We start from the raw sequence: 19,140 nt of genomic DNA, 5'->3' as shown, positions 1-19,140 counted from the left end.
AGCCTTGCAAGCAAAACCACTTCAAAAAGTGGCGGACTCAGCAGGATTCGAACCTGCGACCGCTCGGTTCGTAGCCGAGTACTCTATCCAGCTGAGCTATGAGTCCGTGTCTTGCCGCGCATTATAGGTCGCTGGAACATTTTTGCAAGAACGTTTTCGTTTAAAATCAACTACTTAGCGTTCCTACCCGTTACAGCGCCCTACGCAAATAATGGCGGTGAAGGGGGGATTCGAACCCCCGATACCCTTATGAGGTATACTCCCTTAGCAGGGGAGCGCCTTCGGCCACTCGGCCACCTCACCGCAACACGAGGCGAATATTAAAGAACCTCTTTCACCTTTGCAACCCTTTTTTTGAAAAAAACTTCAAAAAAATTAAAGGCTTGGCTCTTCATCCTTCTCTTTCTTGATCCGCAGGTAGATTTCCTCGCGGTGAACAGCCACTTCCTTCGGCGCGCTAACGCCTATACGTACCTGGTTGCCCTTCACGCCGAGCACCGTCACGGTAATCTCGCCGTCTCCAATGATCAGGCTCTCGGCGCACCGACGAGTCAGAATCAACATAGCTTTCTCCTTACGCAAAACATTCAGGGGTAACAGTCTTGGGGTCAGGGCCGGCCGCGGACGACGACCAGCCCGGTCGCACGCTGCACAGGGCAGGACAGGGCCTGCGCAGCGAGCAGAAACACGAAGGGCGCGGCTGGTGCCGCGCCCTTGCAGTGCAGCGCCTTACTCGCCCTGTCGGGCAGGGGCGTCAAGCTCGAACGCGGTGTGCAGCGCGCGTACGGCCAGCTCCAGGTACTTTTCTTCGATCACGACCGAAACCTTGATCTCGGAGGTGGAGATCATCTGGATGTTGATGCTCTCCTTGGCCAGCGCCTCGAACATGCGGCTGGCAACCCCGGCGTGCGAGCGCATGCCGACGCCAACGATGGAGACCTTGGCGATCTTGGTGTCGCCGATCACTTCGCGGGCACCGATTTCACGGGCGGTGTTTTCCAGCACGCTCTGCGCCTTCTCGTACTCGTTGCGGTGCACGGTGAAGGTGAAGTCGGTGGTGTTATCGTGGGCAACGTTCTGCACGATCATGTCCACTTCGATGTTCGAAGCACTGATCGGGCCGAGGATCTTGAAGGCCACGCCCGGGGTGTCCGGCACGCCGCGAATGGTCAGCTTGGCTTCATCACGGTTGAAGGCGATACCGGAAATGATCGGCTGTTCCATGGATTCCTCTTCATCAATGGTAATGAGGGTACCCGGACCCTCCTTGAAGCTGTGCAGCACGCGCAGCGGAACGTTGTACTTGCCGGCGAACTCCACCGAACGGATCTGCAGCACCTTGGAACCGAGGCTGGCCATTTCCAGCATCTCTTCGAAGGTGATTTTCTCCAGGCGACGGGCCTGCGGCACTACGCGCGGGTCGGTGGTGTAGACGCCATCCACATCGGTGTAGATCTGGCACTCGTCAGCTTTCAGCGCCGCCGCCAGGGCCACGCCGGTGGTGTCGGAGCCGCCGCGACCGAGGGTGGTGATGCTGCCGTGCTCGTCGACCCCCTGGAAGCCCGCAACCACGACCACGCGGCCTTCCTTGAGGTCGGCACGAATCTTGTGGTCGTCGATTTGCAGGATGCGCGCCTTGTTGTGCGCGCTGTCAGTGAGAATGCGCACCTGGTTGCCGGTGTAGGACACCGCTGGCACACCACGCTTGATCAAGGCCATGGTCAGCAAGGCAATGGTCACCTGCTCACCGGTCGACACGATCACGTCCAGTTCACGCGGAACCGGCTGATCGGTGATCTGCTTGGCCAGGTCGATCAGGCGATTGGTTTCACCGCTCATGGCCGACAGCACGACGACCAGGTCGTCGCCCGCTTCACGGTGTTTCTTGACCTTATCGGCTACCTGCTCGATCCGCTCGATGGAACCGACAGAGGTGCCGCCAAATTTCTGTACGATCAACGCCATTTCAATGGTGCCTCAGCCCATACAGGGCCCCAAAAAACAATCCAACATGAAGGGGTGGCGGAAGTGGCCGGTGACGCTGCTGCCTGCCACCGGGTGCGGCACCCGGGGGCTTGGCACCCGCCACTGAACCGCCTACCCCTTCATCTCAAAGTCCCTGCTCTGCGAATGGCACGGCCAGCGCCAGGGCCTTGTCCAGCGCAGCAACGTCGACGCCACCGCCCTGGGCCATGTCCGGACGGCCACCGCCCTTGCCACCCACCGCCGCAGCGGCTTGCTTCATCAGATCGCCAGCCTTGAGTTGGCTGGAGAGGTCCTTGGTCACGCCGGCCACCAACACGACCTTGCCCTCATGCTCGCTGCCCAGCAGGATCACTGCGTGGCCGAGCTTGTTCTTCAACTGATCGACCAGGGCCAGCAGGGCCTTGCCATCCTGCCCATCCAGGCGGGCGGCGAGGACCTTGGCACCCTTGACCTCAACAGCCGCGTTGGAGAGATCGTCCCCTGCGGCGCTGGCGGCCTTGGCCTGCAGCTGTTCCAGCTGCTTCTCCAGCTGACGGTTGCGCTCAAGCACAGCCGACAACTTGTCGATCAGGTTGTCACGGTTACCCTTGACCAGTTGCGCGGCTTCCTTGACCTGCTCTTCGGCAGCGTTCAGGTAGGCCAGCGCAGCGGCGCCGGTGACTGCTTCGATACGGCGTACGCCAGAGGCCACGCCGCCTTCGCTGATGATCTTGAACAGGCTGATGTCACCGGTACGCTTGGCGTGGATACCGCCACACAGCTCTACCGAGAAATCGCCACCCATGGTCAGCACGCGCACGGTATCGCCGTATTTCTCACCGAACAGCGCCATGGCACCTTTGGCCTTGGCGGTTTCGATGTCGGTCAGTTCGGTCTCGACCGGGGTGTTCTTGCGCACTTCGCGGTTGACGATGTCTTCCAGCTGCTTGAGCTGCTCCGGCTTCACCGCTTCGAAGTGGCTGAAGTCGAAACGCAGGCGCTGGCTGTCGACCAGCGAGCCCTTCTGTTGCACGTGCTCGCCCAGCACCTGACGCAACGCTTCGTGCAGCAGGTGGGTAGCCGAGTGGTTCAGCGAGGTGGCGTGCTGAACGTCTGCATCGACCTTGGCCTCCACCGGCGCACCGATCAGCAGCGCACCGCTGGTGACCACACCGTGGTGCAGGAAGGCCCCGCCGGTCTTGGTGGTATCGCGTACGTCGAAGCGTGCAGCACCCGCCTGCAGGTACCCGCTGTCACCCACCTGGCCGCCGGACTCGGCGTAGAACGGCGTGCGGTCGAGCACCACTACGCCCTGCTCGCCCACCCCCAGCTGGTCGACCGATTGGCCGTCCTTGTACAGGGCGATGATCTTGCCCTGGCCTTCGGTTGCGTCGTAACCGAGGAACTCGGTGGCGCTGTCGACCTTGACCAGGCTGTTGTAGTCCATGCCGAAGGCGCTGGCAGAACGGGCGCGCTCACGCTGGGCGTCCATTTCGCGTTCGAAGCCGGCTTCGTCGATGGTCAACTCGCGCTCACGGGCAATGTCGGCCGTCAGGTCCATCGGGAAACCGTAGGTGTCATACAGCTTGAACACCACATCGCCGGGTACCACGGCGCCTTGCAACTGGGCCAGATCTTGCTCGAGGATGCGCAGGCCCTGCTCCAGGGTCTTGGCGAACTGCTCTTCTTCGGCCTTGAGCACGCGCTCGATGTGCGCTTGCTGGCTGGTCAGCTCGGGGAAGGCTTCGCCCATTTCGGCCACCAGGGCAGCAACGATCTGGTAGAAGAAGCTGCCCTTGGCGCCCAGCTTGTTACCGTGGCGGCAAGCGCGGCGGATGATGCGGCGCAGTACATAGCCACGGCCTTCGTTGGATGGCAGCACGCCGTCGGCAATCAGGAAGCCGCAGGAGCGGATGTGGTCGGCCACCACTTTCAGCGAAGCCTGGCCGTCATTGCTGCAACCGATGGCCTTGGCCGCCGCTGCCAGCAGGTTCTGGAACAGGTCGATCTCGTAGTTGGAGTGCACGTGCTGCAGCACGGCGCTGACACGCTCCAGGCCCATGCCGGTGTCCACCGACGGCGCTGGCAGTGGGTGCAGCACGCCATCGGCAGTGCGGTTGAACTGCATGAAGACGTTGTTCCAGATCTCGATGTAGCGGTCACCGTCTTCTTCCGGCGAACCGGGCGGGCCACCCCAGATGTCCGGGCCGTGGTCGTAGAAGATCTCGGTGCATGGGCCGCACGGGCCAGTATCGCCCATGGTCCAGAAGTTGTCGGATGCGTAGGGGGCGCCCTTGTTGTCACCGATGCGCACCATGCGCTCGGCAGGCACGCCGACTTCCTTGGTCCAGATGTCGTAGGCTTCGTCGTCGGTGGCGTAGACCGTGACCCAGAGCTTTTCCTTGGGCAGGTTCAGCCATTTTTCCGAGGTCAGGAAGGTCCAGGCGAAGGTGATGGCGTCGCGCTTGAAGTAGTCGCCGAAGCTGAAGTTGCCCAGCATTTCGAAGAACGTGTGGTGACGCGCGGTGTAACCGACGTTTTCCAGGTCGTTGTGCTTGCCGCCCGCGCGCACGCACTTCTGGCTGCTGACCGCACGGGTATAGGCACGCTTCTCGGCACCGAGGAAGCAGTCCTTGAACTGGTTCATGCCTGCGTTGGTGAACAGCAGGGTGGGGTCGTTGTTCGGGATCAGCGAACTGGAGGCAACTCGGGTATGGCCCTGCTCTTCGAAGAAGCGAAGGAAGGCTTCACGGATTTCTGCGCTTTTCATAGGTTCTTCCACGGAAACGGCGGCCGTTTGGGCTAATACGTCGAATCGACGAAACGACGGCAAAGGGCGCCATTATAGCCAGCCTGAACAGGAGATACAGTGTGTTTGTACACCAGAACGGCATTCGGCGGATGAAAAGCCGTTCATCGACACTGTCAAGGTCGCCAGGCAAGGCGGCACGGCCACCCAGGCGGTACATAAGCAACACCTGGCCACCCAGCCACCAGGGGATGCTGCGCCTTTCTTCTCGATACCGGAATGCGCCATGCCTGAGCTGAACCTGTCCAAACTGCACTCGGACCCACACCCGCTCCCCCACCCTACGCCATTGATAAATGCCAGCCCCGTCTATTACCTCGACGATCGGCAGGCTGGCAGCCACCACACCGCATTCATCAACAAGGACCACCCCCAGCAGCAGACGGAGGTGAAGTACATACAGGCTGACGACAATGTGCGTATCACCCTGGAACGCGCGTATGCGCTGGGGCGACGCTACCGTCGCCTGGCGCCCAGCACCGAGCTGCTGGTGTTCAATGTCGCCCCGCGCGCCACAGGTTCGGATGCACGGCAAAAACGTGTGCAGATCACGACCCACGACTGCCTGCTGGAAGTCACGGTCAACGGCGCCGTATTCATGGTCGCCCAGCACACCGCTGAAGCCATTGCCATTCGCCTGACCGACGGCGGGCACCAGGTGGTCATTACCGGGCAGGTCCGCAAGCCGGTACTGATCGACATGATTGGCAGCGGCAACAACATCGAGACAGGGGCCGGTATGGTGCACATCGATGCGCACACCGGCACGCACCAGGTAGTCGTCGGTAGCGGCCCTGTCCTGATCGACAAAGGCAATGCGGTGGTCAATGTCACCGGCCACTGCCTGCTTGGCCAGGCCAATTCCAGCACCGTGCTCTACCGCAACACGGCGTACGATGCGCACCTGGCCCAGCCTGTAGCGGCCGAGCATCAGGCGCTAGGCCGCATCGGTGTGCAAGTGACGGGTGATGAGGCGTTCCGCCAGGCGGTAGAGGATGCGCTGGTGCTGATGCGCAAATTGCCGTGCGGCCAAGCACTGCTGGCAGGCCTGGACAACAAGGCCGGGCATACCGGAAAACCGATCAGGGTGAGCGAAGCGGCCAGGCAACAGTTCACTTGCTACACGCCCAGCGATGACGAGCAGGACGAAGACGAAGGCCACTTCATCATCAACGAAAACCAGAGCAGCTGGGGCTACAGCGGTGGCATGCTGGCCTACAACCCGAACTGGTCGACGGCAACCCAATTGCCGCTGCTGGACCTGTACCGCTGCCTGTGCCAGGGCTGGAATTCCATGACCGGCACCGTGTTCCCAGGCCAGACAGAGGTTCAGGGCACTTACGGCGCCTACCCGGTAGACAACCTGTTACTGCAAAGCATCGGCTTGCCCACCGACTGCAGATTCAACTTTGGGGGCGCTACTGCGCTTAACACCAACCCCGCCGCTTTCACTGAAAACGGATTACGCCAGGCACTGCAACTGGAACTGCGCACGCAACTGTAAGCAACGCCTCAGCTCAACCGCTGCCCTGCATCGGGCACGATCAGAAGCCCTGCCCTGAGGCCATTCTTGACCTTGGGGTTGGGGAAGATGATGCGCGCGCCCTCTTCCTCGACCACCCAACGCATCTCGGCCAGGTCTTCAGCCAGCAGGTAACCTTTGCTCAGTTCGGAAAAATTCTCGATATCCGCCGGCAGGTGCAGGTGAAAGCTGTCGCTGTGCTTGATGATTTCGCGGGAGACACTGAACAGCTGCAGGCCTTCCAGCGAGTCTTCGTCTTCGGGTTCTTCAGCCGTGATGATCCTGATCAGGCGGTCTTCGAGCTTGTCGAGGTTGACTTGCTCGTTCTGGCCGAACGGGCGGGCCTTGCCCAGCTCCAGGGTGAACGCTTCAGCCTCCAGCTGTTCGTAGGTAAAGGCGCTGAAGGTGATGGAAGGCTTGCTTTGCAGCAATACCGCCTGCATGCCCGCCGCTGCCAGGCGTGCCAGTTGGCGACGAGAGTGCTGGCGCCCCTCTTTATAGGGGTACAAGGCAAACTGCTCGATCTTCGAACCGCGGATGGCAGTATGCAGATCGTAATGCAGGCGGCTGCGCCCCGGCTTGCTGAAGAACACCCGGGCGAACTGCTCGAGCTCGGCCGCACGCAACGCCTCGAAACCGCTGGACAGCTCGTGGCGCCCGTTGAACAGGCGGTTGATGTCCTGTTCGATGAAACGCTCACCCTTGCGCATCGCCACCGGGTTGCCGAACAGGAACAACACCCGCGCCTTGGGCTTGATCGACCCGTCGGCCACGCCATGCAGCAGCCGTTCGAGCAACTCGATCGGCGCTGTCTCGTTACCATGAATACCGGCAGACAACAGCAAGTCCAGGCCGCAATCCTCGCTGTCGGGCGGGCGCACTTCGAGCGCCCCCTCCCCTAGCCAGCGCAAACGCGTGCCCTTGGTGGTCACTTGGGTCTTCTCGGCCGGTTCGTGATCGGTGAGGGTCAGCTCAAGCAATTTACCAAGGGCGAGCATAGGAACTTCCTTAGTGGGTGTGGCCGCAGTCGGGGCCATGGACGTGATCGTCGTCTTCGCCAAGCTCTGCAGGTTCCATTTCCAGCTGCAGGCTGACCAGGTTGGTGGCCATGGGCCGCAGCAGCAGGTTGGCGTACTCGGCGTCGCCTTCCTCGACATCCACACCGATCAGCAACTGGCCGCGGCCATCCTGCTGGATCCACACTTCCTTGCCTTGCCAGACCACGGCAAAACGGGTGCAGGAGGTTTCGAGCTGGGTGCCGTCTTCATCTTCGAGGATCAGGCGCAGGGCGTCGGTCATTACAATTCTCTCTTCAAGGTTGGCGTTGGAACGGGTACACCGAGCCCAACTTCAGAATCTGGGTCAACTCATCCAGTGCGGTACGGCACTCCACCAGCAGTTGCGGGTCGGCCAGGTCCGCCTCGACCAGGCGATCACGGTAGTGCTTGTCGACCCATTGCAGCAGGGTGTCGTACAGCGGGGCGGTCATGATAACGCCTTGGTTGACCGCCGCCAGTTCCGTTTCATTCAAGGCCACGCGCAAACGCAGGCAAGCCGGGCCACCGCCGTTCTGCATGCTCTGCTTGAGGTCGAACACCTTGACCTCCTTCACCGGGCCGCCCTGGCGGGTCAACTGCCCAAGGTACGCCCAGACGCGTTCATTGTTGCGGCACTCTTCCGGCACCACCAGCAGCATGGAGCCGTCGTCACGGCTGAGCAACTGGCTGTTGAACAGGTAGGAACGCACTGCATCCTCTACCGCCACTGCCGAGCGCGGCACGCAGATGGCCTGGAAACGGCCGCCCTTGCTGGCCAGTTTAGCGCGCAACTGGCCCAGTACCGTGTCAGTCTCGAGGAAAGCGTCCTCGTGGTAGAACAGCACCTCGCCATTGCCCACCGCAATCACGTCATTGTGGAACACGCCCTGGTCGATCACCGCCGGGTTCTGTTGAGCGTAGACCACCCCGTCCTCATGCAGGCCATGCAAACGGGCCACGGCCTGCGAGGCCTCCAGGGTCTGCCGGGCGGGGTATTTCTGCGGTGCCGGGTAACGGCTGTCGAATGCACTGCGGCCGTAGACGAAGAACTCCACGCCAGCCTCCCCATAAGCGCGGCAGAAGCGCGTATGGTTGGCAGCGCCCTCGTCACCGAACTGCGCCACGGCAGGCAACGCCGGGTGGTGGGCGAAGCGTTGCTCGTCGTTGAACATCGCGGCCAGCACGCGACTGGTGGTCGGGTGCTCGATGCTGCGGTGGTATTTGCAATTGAGGTTGGCGGCAGTGAAGTGCACGCGGCCATCGGCGGTGTCGGCACTGGGGCTGACCGTGGCAGCGTTGGCCACCCACATGCTCGAAGCCGAACAGGTGGCCACCAGCAACGGCATGGCCTCTTTGGCAGCGCGCTGGATCACGTCGGCATCGCTGCCGCTGAAGCCCAGACGGCGGAGCGCGGCCACATCCGGGCGCTCCTGCGGCGCCAGCACGCCCTGCTTGAAGCCCATGTCGGCCAATGCCTTCATCTTCGCCAGGCCCTGGCGTGCAGCTTCCCGCGGGCTGGAGCCTTGCTGGCTGTTGCTTTGCGAAGCCACGTTACCGTAGGACAGGCCGCCGTAGTTGTGGGTAGGCCCCACCAGGCCATCAAAATTCACTTCATAGGATTTCATCGGCAAGGCTCCGTGACCTGTTGTTATAGGGTGACGCCCGGCGTAAGGGTGGCCGGCAAGGCAAGGCTGGCAGTCTCCAGCGAAGCCACGGGGTAAGCGCAGTAGTCGGCCGCGTAATAGGCACTGGCGCGATGGTTGCCACTGGCACCGACGCCACCGAAGGGTGCGCTGCTGGCTGCACCGGTCAGTTGCTTGTTCCAGTTGACGATGCCGGCGCGGCTGCGCAGCCAGAAATGCTGGTAGCGGGCGCGCGAATCGGACAGCAAGCCGGCAGCCAGGCCGTACTGGGTGTTGTTGGCTTCATCGATGGCCGCATCGAAATCGGCATAGCGGACCACTTGCAGCAGCGGCCCGAAGAACTCTTCATCCGGGCGCTGTGCCACGGCGCTGACATCGATGATGCCAGGGGTAAGCAATGCGGCATCGGCTTGCGGCTGCGTCATTTCCAGCAGTTTCACCCCACCCTTGGCGGCCAGTTCGGCCTGGGCAGCCAGCAGCGCCTGCGCGGCCTGCAGCGAAATCACCGAGCCCATGAACGGTGCCGGCTGTTCATCGAACGCCCCCACCGTGATGGTTCTGCACACCTCGACCAGGCGCGCGAGCAGCGCATCGCCCCAGGCACCCTGGGGCACCAGCAGGCGACGTGCGCAGGTGCAGCGCTGGCCGGCGGAAATGAACGCCGACTGAATGATGGTGTAAACCGCAGCGTCGAGGTCCTTGACCTCGTCTACCAGCAATGGGTTGTTGCCACCCATTTCCAGCGCCAGGATCTTGTCCGGGCGCCCGGCAAACTGCTGGTGCAACAGGTTGCCAGTGCGGCTGGAACCGGTGAAGAACACGCCATCGATACCTGGGTCGCCAGCCAGTGCCACACCGGTTTCACGCCCGCCCTGAACCAGGTTCAGCACACCCGCCGGCAGGCCGGCAGCGATCCAGCAGTGCACTGTCAGTTCCGCCACCTTGGGGGTCAGCTCACTCGGTTTGAACACCACGCAGTTGCCCGCCAGCAGCGCCGGAACGATATGCCCGTTCGGCAGGTGGCCAGGGAAGTTGTAAGGGCCGAACACCGCGACCACACCATGGGGCTTGTGCCGCAGCACTGCCGTGGCATCGGCCAGCGGGCCGCTCTTTTCACCGGTGCGCTCACGATAACTTTGTATGGAAATGGCCACCTTGTTGACCATGCTGGTCACTTCGGTGGCCGATTCCCACAGCGGCTTGCCGGTTTCCTCGCCAATGCACTGGGCCATGGCTTCGGCATGCGCCTTCAACTCTGCGGCAAACTGCTCCAGCACACCGATGCGCGCGTCCAGGCTCAGTTGCGCCCAGGCTGGGAACGCCTGGCGCGCAGCCTTTACGGCGGCGCCGACCTGGCTGGCGTCGGCGCCCTGCCCCTGCCAGATCACGGCCTGGGTGACCGGGTTCAGCGATTGCAGGGGCTCGCCCTGGCCGGCCTGCCAATTGCCGGCGATGTAGTGCGTGGTCATTAATTAGCCCTCCCGGCTCGCCGACATGGGCACAGCGCGCACATTGTCGCCAGCGCCCATGCGCAGGCGTTTGGCGGTCAGCGGGTCGACCACCAGGGTTCCGGCGGCCAGACGCGCAGGTGCAGCGGTGATACGGCAGTCGTCGCGCTTGCGGTTGTGGATGATGTAGGGGGTGGCGTCATCGCCCGGCGTGCCAACCGCCAGCACCAGCGTCTGGCTGTCGCGCACGGCGCGGATCCTGCCGGTGTCACACTCGATGGCGGGGCCGGCGTCGAAAATGTCGACATAGCCCTGGTAAGTGAAACCTTCCTGCTTGAGCATGGCCAGTGCCGGCTCGGTGTCCTTGTGCACACGGCCAATCACGTTGCGCGCCGCGTCTGACAGGAAGCAGGTGTACAGCGGGAACTTCGGCATCAGCTCAGCGATGAACGACTTGTTGCCCACGCCGGTCAGGTAGTCCGCCTGGCTGAACTCCATCTTGAAGAAGTGCCGGCCCAGGCTTTCCCAGAACGGCGAACGCCCCTGCTCATCCGACATGCCGCGCATTTCGGCGATGATCTTCTTGCCGAACAACTCGGGGAACTCGGCAATGAACAGCATGCGCGCCCGCGACAGCAAGCGGCCGTTGAGCCCGGCACGGTAGTCGCTGCGCAGGAACAGCGAGCACAGCTCGGAGTTGCCGGTCAGGTCGTTGGCCAGAAACAGCGTAGGGATTTCGCGGTAGATCTTCAGCTCCTGCGAGGCACTGACGGTCAGGCCGACCCGGTAGTTGTACCAAGGCTCGCGCAAGCCAACGGCACCGGCGATGGCACTGATGCCTACCACCAGGCCTTCGTCGTTTTCCAGCACGAACAGGTAGTCGGTGTCGCCGCGCTCGGCCTCGCCCCGAAAGCTCTTTTCCGCCCAACCTACGCGATGCTCCAGGCGCTCTTCGTTGGCCGGCAGCGTGGTCAGCCCGGTGGTGCCGGTGCTGCGTGCCAATTCGATCAACGCAGGCAAATCGCTGCTGCGTACAGGACGAACGATCATGCTATCTCCTTGTGCGGCGGCATGGGCCGGCGCGAAACTCTGCTAACGCATCAATCCCGAAACGCCTGTTGCCAGGCCTCAGGCCGCCACCAGGCGCACGCTGGCGCCCTCGCCTACGCCCAGCGCCTCGGCTGCTGCAACGCTCAGGCTGACCGGCTTGCCGGGCACCCAATCCAGCTCCAGCAGCACTGCCCGGTAGTCCTGCAACAGGCCGTTGCACACCAGGTACGGGCGCCCGCCCTTGGTTGGCACGTCGTCGATTTTCACTGGGGCCACCCGGCTCTGGGCGATCGAGCGGATGCCCGAGGTACGCGCATGCAGGGTTGGGCCGCCGTCGAATATGTCGATGTAGTGCTCGGTCTCGAAGCCCTCACGCATGAGGATGTCGAAGGTGATCTGCGCCCGCGGGTGCACCTGGCCCATGGCTTCCTGCGCCAGGTCTGGCAGCAGCGGCACGTAGATCGGGTAGTGCGGCATGAGTTCGGCGAGAAAGGTGCGGCTCTTCAGGCCGCACAGGCGCTCGGCATCGGCATAGTTGAGGTCGAAGAAATTGCGCCCAATGGCGTCCCAGAACGGCGATTCGCCCTTTTCGTCGCTGTAACCGACGATCTCGGTCACCACCGAGTCAGCGAAGCGTTCCGGGTGCGCAGCCATGAACAGCAGGCGGCCGCGGGAATTGAGTTCGGCCCAGCCGCTGTTCACCAGCTCTGGCAACACGTAGAAACTGGTCAGCAGGCTGTTGCCGGTCAGGTCATGGCACAGCGAGAGCACGTGGATCTTGTTGTGGATCTTCAGCTCGCGCGAGGCGTGCACGAAGGTCTCGTTGCGAAAACTGTAGAACGGCTCGGAATAGCCAGCCGAGGCCACGATGGCCGAGCAGCCGGCGAGCTTGCCGGTTTCGCTGTCTTCGAGCACGAAGAAGTAGCTTTCCTCGCCATTGAAGCTGACCTCCGCGGCGAAGGACGTCTCGGAGGCGGCAATCTTGTCGCCCAGGCGAGCAGAGTCGTCCGGCAGCGAGGTGACACCAATGGGGCTGTCGGCAGCCATGCGCTGCACTTCGTTCAGATCAGCCATTTGCGCGGGGCGCATCACCAGCATGGTGTCACTCCTTTGGAATACGGGCCGCTCATGGCGGCACGGAAAAACGGCAGGCGCATGGGCACCTGCTGTGGAATCGCAAATCGCCGGCCTGGTACAGCCTTGGCTGCGGCCGGCGAAGGGACCGCAGGCGGATCAGCCTTGGGTCAGCGTGGCAACGGCGCGCTCGAAGCGGTCCAGGCCTGCATCGATATCGGCGTCTTCAACCACCAGGCTTGGCGCGAAGCGGACCACGTCCGGACCGGCCTGCAGCACCATCACGCCTTCTTTCTCGGCGGCATTGAGTACGTCCTTGGCCTTGCCTTGCCAGGCCTCGGCCAACACGCAACCCAGCAGCAGGCCAATACCACGCACCTGGCTGAACAGGTTGTACTTCTGCCCGATCTGCTCCAGGCGGGCCTTGAACCGCGCGTGCTTGGCCTTGATGCCGGCCAGGGTTTCCGGGGTGTTGACCACGTCCAGCACCGCGCAGGCAACCGCGCAGCCCAGCGGGTTGCCGCCGTAGGTGGTGCCGTGGGTGCCCACAGCCAGGTGCTTGGCCAGCTCGGTGGTGGTCAGCATGGCGCCGATCGGGAAGCCACCGCCCAGGCTCTTGGCGCTGGTGAGGATATCCGGGGTCACGCCGTAGTGCTGGTAGGCATACAGCGAGCCGGTACGGCCCACACCCGTCTGCACTTCATCGAAGATCAGCAGGGCATTGTGCTCGTCACACAGCTTGCGAGCGCCTTCCAGGTAAGCCTTGTCGGCCGGCACCACGCCGCTCTCACCCTGGATCGGCTCGATCACCACGGCGCACGTCTTGTCGGAAATCTGTGCCTTCAACGCTTCCAGGTCGTTGTACGGCACGTGGCTGATGCCGGTGATCTTCGGGCCGAAGCCATCGGAGTACTTCGGCTGGCCGCCGACGCTGACGGTAAACAGGGTACGACCGTGGAAACTGTTCACGGTGGCGATGATTTCGTGCTTTTCAGGGCCGAAGCGGTCATGGGCAACCCGGCGGGCCAGCTTGAAGGCAGCCTCGTTGGCCTCGGCGCCGGAGTTGCAGAAGAACGCACGGTCGGCAAAGGTGGCGCTTACCAGCTTGTGGGCCAGGCGCAGTGCCGGTTCGTTGGTGAATACGTTGGAGACGTGCCAGAGGGTGTTGGCCTGCTCGGTCAGGGCCTTGACCAGCGCCGGGTGGCAGTGGCCCAGGGCGTTTACCGCGATGCCGCCGGCAAAGTCGATCAACTCGCGACCGGACTGGTCCCAGACACGGGAACCCTCGCCTCGCACAGGAATGAAGGCCGCCGGAGAATAGTTGGGGACCATGACCTGGTCGAAATCGGCACGTTGCACCGGGGCTTGCTCAACGGACATCTGAGTCTCCTGAAGAGGAACGCTGGCCTGGAAGTGGCGAGCGATGGGGGGGATTGTAAGGACTGATCTGCGCCTGTCCTTGCGGCCAAGCGACAACTTGTTACAGCGCAAAACCCAGTTTTAGCAAGGTTTTCGGCAATGCGACAAACACTGTCGCAATCGCGCAGTGTACGGGAGAGAGGGGGCTGGGTGAACGGGTGTTCACCTGGAGATGACGGAGTAGAAGGTGCAAGCCGATATTTTTATGCCGGGGCGGGTGTGAGGCGTTGGTATCGCGCCGTGGCGGGTGCATGACGTTGTTCTAGTAGCGCGGCGCACGATATCCGCCCCACCATCACCCTCAAGGCATACACCCCGGCCCCAACCGAGCTATCAACCCTTTTCAGCCGGCGCCGAACTCAACTCGAACGGGCTGCTGCTACGCCGCTGGTTACGGTCTTCCCGCGGCGTAGCACCAAAGAAATTGCGGTACGCACTGGAAAAATGCGGCCCCGACGAGAAACCACAGGAAAGCCCGATCTGGATGATCGATTTGCTGGTCTGCATCAGCATCTGCCGCGCCTTGTTCAGCCGCAGCTCCAGGTAGTACTGGCTCGGCACGCGGTTCAGGTACTGCTTGAAAATGCGCTCCAACTGCCGGCGCGAGACGCATACGTGCTGGGCAATTTCGTCGGTGGTCAGCGGTTCTTCGATATTGGCTTCCATCAGCAACACCGCCTGGGTCAGCTTGGGGTGGCTGGAGCCGAGACGATTCTGCAGCGGAATACGTTGGCGCTCGCCCCCCTCGCGGATACGCTCGACCACCAGTTCCTCCGACACCGCACCGGCAAGCTCGGCGCCGTGATCGCGGGCCAGCACCGCCAGCAGCAGGTCGGTAACGGCCATGCCGCCGCACGCCGTGAGGCGGTCACGATCCCAGTCAAATAGGTGGCTGGTGGCGATGACCCTGGGGAAGCGCTCGGCAAAATCATCCTGCCAACGCCAGTGCACGGCAGCCCGGTAACCATCGAGCAAACCCAGCATCGCCAGCGGATACACACCGGCTGCAAGCCCCCCGATCATGCAGCCGCTGCGCGCCAGCTGCTTGAGCGCGGCCGACAACGCAGCCCCTACCGCCACGGGTGGCTCGTCTGCCAGCAGGAACAGCTTGTGACAACCTTCCAGGCCACCGTTCCAGGGCTCGCCTGGCAGGCGCCAGGCACCTTCCGGCGCAGGCTCGGCCTGCAGGAACGACAGTTCGTAGACCACGTCCGGATGCACCCGCTGCGCCACCTGCAACACTTCCTCGGCCAGCGCCAGGGTCAAGGGCCTGGTGCTGGGCCAGATGAGAAAACCGATTCGCTGGGTGGTCATAAGGTACGGTCCGAAACCTGAGGTCGTTCGAGTCTGTGCGCCGGGTCAGGCCGCGCTTGCCGCGCAGCATGCCCTATTCTGGTGCAAAAATGCAGCTTTTACTTCAGGCTGCCGGAGAGGAACTGCTTCAGGCGTTCCGACTGCGGGTTGGCCAGCACTTCACGCGGGCAGCCGGTCTCTTCCACCAGCCCCTTGTGCAAGAACACCAACTGGTTGGACACCTCGCGGGCAAAGCCCATTTCGTGGGTGACCACGACCATGGTCCGGCCTTCCTGGGCCAGCGCCTGCATTACCTTCAGCACATCGCCGACCAGCTCGGGGTCGAGTGCCGAAGTCGGCTCGTCGAACAGCATAACCTCCGGCTCCACAGCCAGGGCGCGGGCAATTGCCACACGTTGTTGCTCCCCGCCAGACATGTGCCCCGGGAAGGCGTTCTTGCGGTGGGCGACACCCACCTTGGCCAGGTAGTGCTCGGCCTTTTCCAGGGCTTCCTTGCGGTTCACGCCCAACACATGCACCGGCGCCTCGATGATGTTCTCCAGCGCGGTCATGTGCGACCACAGGTTGAAATGCTGAAACACCATCGACAGCCGCGAGCGCATGCGCTGCAACTGACGCGGGTCTGCGGCCTTCAGCGCGCCGTCCTTGCCAGCGACCAGCCTGAGCTCTTCGTTGTTGAGCAGGATCTTGCCGGCGTGCGGCTGCTCCAGCAGGTTGATGCAACGCAGGAAGGTCGACTTGCCCGAACCGCTGGAGCCGATGATGCTGATGACGTCGCCGGCCTTGGCCGCCAGCGACACGCCCTTGAGTACTTCATGGCTGCCGTAGCGCTTGTGCAGGTCTTGGACTTCGAGTTTGTACATGCTGTCGATTCTCACAAAGCGGTCAGTGCTTGCGTGGCGCCAGGTAGCCGAGCCAGCGGCGTTCGGCCATCTTGAACAGGCGCACCAGGATGAAGGTCAGGCACAGGTAGAACACGCCCGCCGTGATATAGGCCTCGAAAGGCAGGTAGTACTGCGCATTGACCGTGCGTGCGGCGCCGGTTATGTCGATCAGGGTGACGATCGACGCCAGGCTGGTGGTCTGCAGCATCATGATCACTTCGTTGCTGTACTGCGGCAGCGCCCGGCGCAGGGCCGAAGGCAGCAGGATGCGGCGGTACATCTTCATGCGTGACATGCCCATGGCCTTGGCCGCCTCGATCTCGCCATGCGGCGTGGCCTTGAGGCTGCCGGCGATGATTTCTGCGGTGTAGGCACTGGTGTTGATGCCGAACGCCAGGCACGCACAGAAGGTGGCGCTGGACAACAGCGGCCAGAAGACACTGTCGCGTACCGCTTCGAACTGGGCCAGGCCGTAGTAGATCAGAAACAGCTGCACCAGCATCGGCGTCCCGCGGATGACATAGGTATAGAGCCAGGCGGTGAAGTTGACCACCGGCTGCCGCGACACCCGCATCAAGCCCAACGGAATAGCCCCCAGCAAGCCGAAGAACAACGAAATGGCCAGCAGCTTGAGGGTGGTCAGCAGGCCGCCGAAGTACATCGGCAACGCCTCCCAGATGACGTTGTAGTCGAAGATCATAGTTCAGCCACCTTGACGCCCACCGAGTAGCGGCGCTCCAGAAACTTCAGGGCCAGCAGCGAAACACTGGTCAGCACCAGGTACAACGCGGCCACCGCCAGAAAGAAGGTGAACGGCTCGCGCGTGGCGTCGGCCGCCTGTTTGGCCTTGAACATCATGTCCTGCAGGCCGACCACCGAAATCAGCGCGGTGGCTTTGGTCAGCACCAGCCAGTTGTTGGTGAAACCAGGAATCGCCAGGCGGATCATTTGCGGAACCTGGATACGGAAGAACACCTGGCGCGCGCTCATGCCATAGGCGAACCCCGCCTCGGCCTGCCCCTTGGGAATGCCGAGGAAGGCGCCGCGGAAGGTTTCCGACAGGTAGGCACCGAAGATGAAGCCCAGGGTACCGATACCCGCGATCAGCGGGTTGAGGTCGATGTAGTCTTCGTAGCCGAGCAGCGGCGCCACCCGGTTGATGATGTCTTGCCCGCCGTAGAAGATCAGCAGGATCAGGACCAGGTCCGGAATGCCACGGATGACCGTGGAATACAGGTCGCCAAGCCAGGCCAGCCAGCGCACGGGCGACAAGCGCAGCGCCACACCGATCAGGCCGAGCACGATGGCCAGGGCCATCGACGACAGGGCAAGCTGCAGCGTCAGCCACGCCCCGTCGAGGATGACTGCCCCGTAGCCTTTCAACATGATGAGGTCCTCGACCTAGAGAATGAAAAATGGTGCAAACCTCAGAGCCTCTGCTGTTTGCACCATTGCACAGGTAAACCCGACGTCTTAGTTCGAGTCTGGACCGTAGATGTCGAAGTTGAAGTACTTCTTCTCGATTTCCTGGTACTTGCCGTTGGCGCGGATGGCGTCGATGGCCTTGTTGATGCGCTCGCGGTTGGCGTCGTCGCCCTTGCGTACGGCAATGCCGATACCGTCACCGAAGTACTTGGCGTCGGTGAAGGCCGGGCCTACGAAGGCAAAGCCCTTGCCGGCGTCGGTTTTCAGGAAACCGTCTTCCAGCAGGGTGGCGTCAGCCACGGTGCCATCGAGGCGACCGGCTGCCACGTCCAGGTAGATTTCGTTCTGGGTGCCGTAAGGCACGACGGTGGCACCTTTGGCGCCCAGCACTTCCTTGGCGAAGCGGTCGTGGATCGAGCCGCGCTGTACGCCGATCTTCTTGCCCTTGAGTTCGTCCAGGCTGTCGCTGACGGTGGTCCCTTCCTTCATGACCAGGCGCGCCGGCGTCAGGTAGTAGCGCTTGGTGAAGTCGACCGACTTCTTGCGGTCTTCGGTGATCGACATCGACGACAGGATGGCGTCGATCTTGCGCACCTTCAGCGCCGGAATCAGGCCATCGAATTCTTGCTCGACCCAGGTGCACTTGGCCTTCATCTCTTCGCACAAGGCGTTGCCGATGTCGTAGTCGAAGCCAGCGATGCTGCCGTCGGGCTGTTTGAAGGCGAAAGGTGGGTAGGCGGCTTCGATGCCGATTTTCAACGGCTTTTCATCGGCCTGCGACACCAGGGAAAACACGGACAGCGCCAGGGCGCCAAGCAGTGCAAGCTTCTTCATCAGGTAACTCCATCGGTACGGGGCAATACAAGGCAGATCACGGCTGCCCGATATGCGAATGAGTACAACGCGAGCCGCGCAGGGTTCGACCAAGGCCGCATACCACGAGCGAGTGTGTGGCATTCTAACGACAGCCCGGTAGTCGATATTTCTTCAAAGCGACAACTACTTATAGAAGCGCCTGAAACCGCCGCGGGCGATGTTGACAGCATTTGCAAAATATGCAAAAGCGCAAGAAATAGAACCTATAGAACTAGCAATTCCTGGGCCTATTATTGGCAAAGCCTCGAATTACGGCAAGTGGGGCGAGCGGCACGGCTGCAAATGCCATGAAGCTGCACTGGAATGGGCCGGTTTTGTTTCCCCGCGCCCCGCCATTGTGCGGCACCGGTGACACAACGGTTACCGATGATTGTCGGGTAACAGTAAAGCAAAAACCCCGCCGGTTGCCCGGGCAGGGTTTCTGTAGGAGCGGCCTTGCGTCGCGATGGGTCGCAAAGCGGCCCCTGCCATTCAGCGCACCCGCGGGGCCGCCATCAGGCCGAAGCCAGGCTCATCGCCTTATGGGTATCGATCAGGTGCTGCACCACCCCCGGGTCGGCCAGGGTAGAGATATCGCCCAGCGCATCGTACTCACCGGTGGCAATCTTGCGCAGGATGCGGCGCATGATCTTGCCGGAGCGGGTCTTGGGCAACCCAGGCGCCCACTGGATCAC

Annotated in this window: 17 protein-coding genes and 2 tRNA genes; 1 reads left to right on the top strand and 18 read right to left on the bottom strand. The window is 62.4% G+C overall.

Going from position 1 to position 19,140, the window contains the following annotated elements; genetic code table 11:
* Positions 1 to 29: 29 nt before the first annotated feature.
* The 5 genes from QME24_RS23530 to alaS all read right to left on the bottom strand — a co-directional run bounded on the left by QME24_RS23530 (position 30) and on the right by alaS (position 4,735).
* A tRNA-Arg gene (locus tag QME24_RS23530) sits at positions 30 to 106 on the bottom strand.
* A gap of 106 nt (positions 107 to 212) precedes the next feature.
* Positions 213 to 303 (bottom strand) — tRNA-Ser (locus tag QME24_RS23525).
* 72 nt (positions 304 to 375) lie between these two features.
* Complete coding sequence (csrA, locus tag QME24_RS23520) at positions 376 to 564, bottom strand: carbon storage regulator CsrA (RefSeq protein WP_003254503.1); 189 nt, start codon at positions 562 to 564, stop codon at positions 376 to 378.
* 165 nt (positions 565 to 729) lie between these two features.
* Complete coding sequence (locus QME24_RS23515; RefSeq protein ID WP_009681473.1) at positions 730 to 1,965, bottom strand: aspartate kinase; 1,236 nt, start codon at positions 1,963 to 1,965, stop codon at positions 730 to 732.
* 145 nt (positions 1,966 to 2,110) lie between these two features.
* On the bottom strand, positions 2,111 to 4,735 hold the full coding sequence (gene alaS, locus QME24_RS23510; protein ID WP_009681474.1) for an alanine--tRNA ligase: 2,625 nt from the start codon (positions 4,733 to 4,735) through the stop codon (positions 2,111 to 2,113).
* Between the two features lie 265 nt (positions 4,736 to 5,000).
* Between alaS and QME24_RS23505 the strand changes: the two genes are divergently transcribed.
* Positions 5,001 to 6,278 carry a M91 family zinc metallopeptidase gene (locus QME24_RS23505; RefSeq protein WP_281691070.1) on the top strand — a complete coding sequence of 426 codons (1,278 nt, stop codon included), beginning with the start codon at positions 5,001 to 5,003 and terminating at the stop codon, positions 6,276 to 6,278.
* A gap of 8 nt (positions 6,279 to 6,286) precedes the next feature.
* Here QME24_RS23505 and astE read toward each other — a convergent pair whose 3' ends face one another.
* The 13 genes from astE to QME24_RS23440 form a co-directional block, all read right to left on the bottom strand.
* Entirely contained in the window at positions 6,287 to 7,294 is a 1,008-nt protein-coding gene (astE, locus tag QME24_RS23500) for a succinylglutamate desuccinylase (RefSeq protein ID WP_009681476.1), read from the bottom strand.
* A 10-nt stretch (positions 7,295 to 7,304) separates the two neighbouring features.
* Positions 7,305 to 7,595: a hypothetical protein gene (locus tag QME24_RS23495; RefSeq protein ID WP_009681477.1), complete on the bottom strand. Its 291-nt coding sequence runs from the start codon at positions 7,593 to 7,595 to the stop codon at positions 7,305 to 7,307.
* A gap of 13 nt (positions 7,596 to 7,608) precedes the next feature.
* The gene (gene astB, locus QME24_RS23490; protein ID WP_009681478.1) at positions 7,609 to 8,958 is read right to left on the bottom strand and encodes an N-succinylarginine dihydrolase; all 1,350 of its coding nucleotides are present in this window, start codon (positions 8,956 to 8,958) and stop codon (positions 7,609 to 7,611) included.
* A gap of 23 nt (positions 8,959 to 8,981) precedes the next feature.
* A complete protein-coding gene (gene astD, locus QME24_RS23485) occupies positions 8,982 to 10,445 on the bottom strand; it encodes a succinylglutamate-semialdehyde dehydrogenase (RefSeq protein WP_281691069.1) in 1,464 nt (487 codons plus the stop codon).
* A gap of 3 nt (positions 10,446 to 10,448) precedes the next feature.
* Positions 10,449 to 11,474, bottom strand: a complete 1,026-nt coding sequence (gene astA, locus QME24_RS23480) for an arginine N-succinyltransferase (RefSeq protein ID WP_029887201.1) — start codon at positions 11,472 to 11,474, stop codon at positions 10,449 to 10,451.
* A 78-nt stretch (positions 11,475 to 11,552) separates the two neighbouring features.
* The gene (gene aruF / locus QME24_RS23475; RefSeq protein ID WP_009681482.1) at positions 11,553 to 12,572 is read right to left on the bottom strand and encodes an arginine/ornithine succinyltransferase subunit alpha; all 1,020 of its coding nucleotides are present in this window, start codon (positions 12,570 to 12,572) and stop codon (positions 11,553 to 11,555) included.
* Between the two features lie 135 nt (positions 12,573 to 12,707).
* Positions 12,708 to 13,928 carry an aspartate aminotransferase family protein gene (locus QME24_RS23470; protein WP_235767945.1) on the bottom strand — a complete coding sequence of 407 codons (1,221 nt, stop codon included), beginning with the start codon at positions 13,926 to 13,928 and terminating at the stop codon, positions 12,708 to 12,710.
* Positions 13,929 to 14,300: 372 nt separating this feature from the next.
* Positions 14,301 to 15,281, bottom strand: a complete 981-nt coding sequence (gene argR, locus QME24_RS23465; protein ID WP_009681484.1) for a transcriptional regulator ArgR — start codon at positions 15,279 to 15,281, stop codon at positions 14,301 to 14,303.
* Between the two features lie 98 nt (positions 15,282 to 15,379).
* Complete coding sequence (locus QME24_RS23460; protein ID WP_054904773.1) at positions 15,380 to 16,144, bottom strand: ATP-binding cassette domain-containing protein; 765 nt, start codon at positions 16,142 to 16,144, stop codon at positions 15,380 to 15,382.
* Positions 16,145 to 16,166: 22 nt separating this feature from the next.
* Positions 16,167 to 16,865 (bottom strand): ABC transporter permease, encoded by a 699-nt coding sequence (locus QME24_RS23455; RefSeq protein ID WP_029887202.1) that lies wholly within the window; start codon positions 16,863 to 16,865, stop codon positions 16,167 to 16,169.
* Positions 16,862 to 17,551: an ABC transporter permease gene (locus tag QME24_RS23450; RefSeq protein ID WP_054881940.1), complete on the bottom strand. Its 690-nt coding sequence runs from the start codon at positions 17,549 to 17,551 to the stop codon at positions 16,862 to 16,864. The genes QME24_RS23455 and QME24_RS23450 overlap by 4 nt, the downstream gene beginning before the upstream one ends.
* An 87-nt stretch (positions 17,552 to 17,638) precedes the next feature.
* On the bottom strand, positions 17,639 to 18,424 hold the full coding sequence (locus tag QME24_RS23445) for an ABC transporter substrate-binding protein (protein WP_009681488.1): 786 nt from the start codon (positions 18,422 to 18,424) through the stop codon (positions 17,639 to 17,641).
* 536 nt (positions 18,425 to 18,960) lie between these two features.
* On the bottom strand, positions 18,961 to 19,140 hold a 180-nt coding region (locus QME24_RS23440), incomplete at its 5' end, for a hypothetical protein (RefSeq protein ID WP_281691068.1).

The organism is Pseudomonas sp. PARCl1 (assembly GCF_947311875.1).
GTDB classification, from domain to species: Bacteria; Pseudomonadota; Gammaproteobacteria; order Pseudomonadales; family Pseudomonadaceae; genus Aquipseudomonas; species Aquipseudomonas juntendi.
The sequence above is the reverse complement of the archived record's forward strand: the minus strand, read 5'-3'. Positions and strand labels throughout refer to the sequence as shown.

Bases quoted from the DNA above. Each gene is read 5' to 3' on its own strand.
- csrA (WP_003254503.1), bottom strand. From the start codon at position 564: ATGTTGATTCTGACTCGTCGGTGCGCCGAGAGCCTGATCATTGGAGAC.
- QME24_RS23515 (WP_009681473.1), bottom strand. From the start codon at position 1,965: ATGGCGTTGATCGTACAGAAATTTGGCGGCACCTCTGTCGGTTCCATC.
- alaS (WP_009681474.1), bottom strand. From the start codon at position 4,735: ATGAAAAGCGCAGAAATCCGTGAAGCCTTCCTTCGCTTCTTCGAAGAG.
- QME24_RS23505 (WP_281691070.1), top strand. From the start codon at position 5,001: ATGCCTGAGCTGAACCTGTCCAAACTGCACTCGGACCCACACCCGCTC.
- astE (WP_009681476.1), bottom strand. From the start codon at position 7,294: ATGCTCGCCCTTGGTAAATTGCTTGAGCTGACCCTCACCGATCACGAA.
- QME24_RS23495 (WP_009681477.1), bottom strand. From the start codon at position 7,595: ATGACCGACGCCCTGCGCCTGATCCTCGAAGATGAAGACGGCACCCAG.
- astB (WP_009681478.1), bottom strand. From the start codon at position 8,958: ATGAAATCCTATGAAGTGAATTTTGATGGCCTGGTGGGGCCTACCCAC.
- astD (WP_281691069.1), bottom strand. From the start codon at position 10,445: ATGACCACGCACTACATCGCCGGCAATTGGCAGGCCGGCCAGGGCGAG.
- astA (WP_029887201.1), bottom strand. From the start codon at position 11,474: ATGATCGTTCGTCCTGTACGCAGCAGCGATTTGCCTGCGTTGATCGAA.
- aruF (WP_009681482.1), bottom strand. From the start codon at position 12,572: ATGCTGGTGATGCGCCCCGCGCAAATGGCTGATCTGAACGAAGTGCAG.
- QME24_RS23470 (WP_235767945.1), bottom strand. From the start codon at position 13,928: ATGTCCGTTGAGCAAGCCCCGGTGCAACGTGCCGATTTCGACCAGGTC.
- argR (WP_009681484.1), bottom strand. From the start codon at position 15,281: ATGACCACCCAGCGAATCGGTTTTCTCATCTGGCCCAGCACCAGGCCC.
- QME24_RS23460 (WP_054904773.1), bottom strand. From the start codon at position 16,144: ATGTACAAACTCGAAGTCCAAGACCTGCACAAGCGCTACGGCAGCCAT.
- QME24_RS23455 (WP_029887202.1), bottom strand. From the start codon at position 16,865: ATGATCTTCGACTACAACGTCATCTGGGAGGCGTTGCCGATGTACTTC.
- QME24_RS23450 (WP_054881940.1), bottom strand. From the start codon at position 17,551: ATGTTGAAAGGCTACGGGGCAGTCATCCTCGACGGGGCGTGGCTGACG.
- QME24_RS23445 (WP_009681488.1), bottom strand. From the start codon at position 18,424: ATGAAGAAGCTTGCACTGCTTGGCGCCCTGGCGCTGTCCGTGTTTTCC.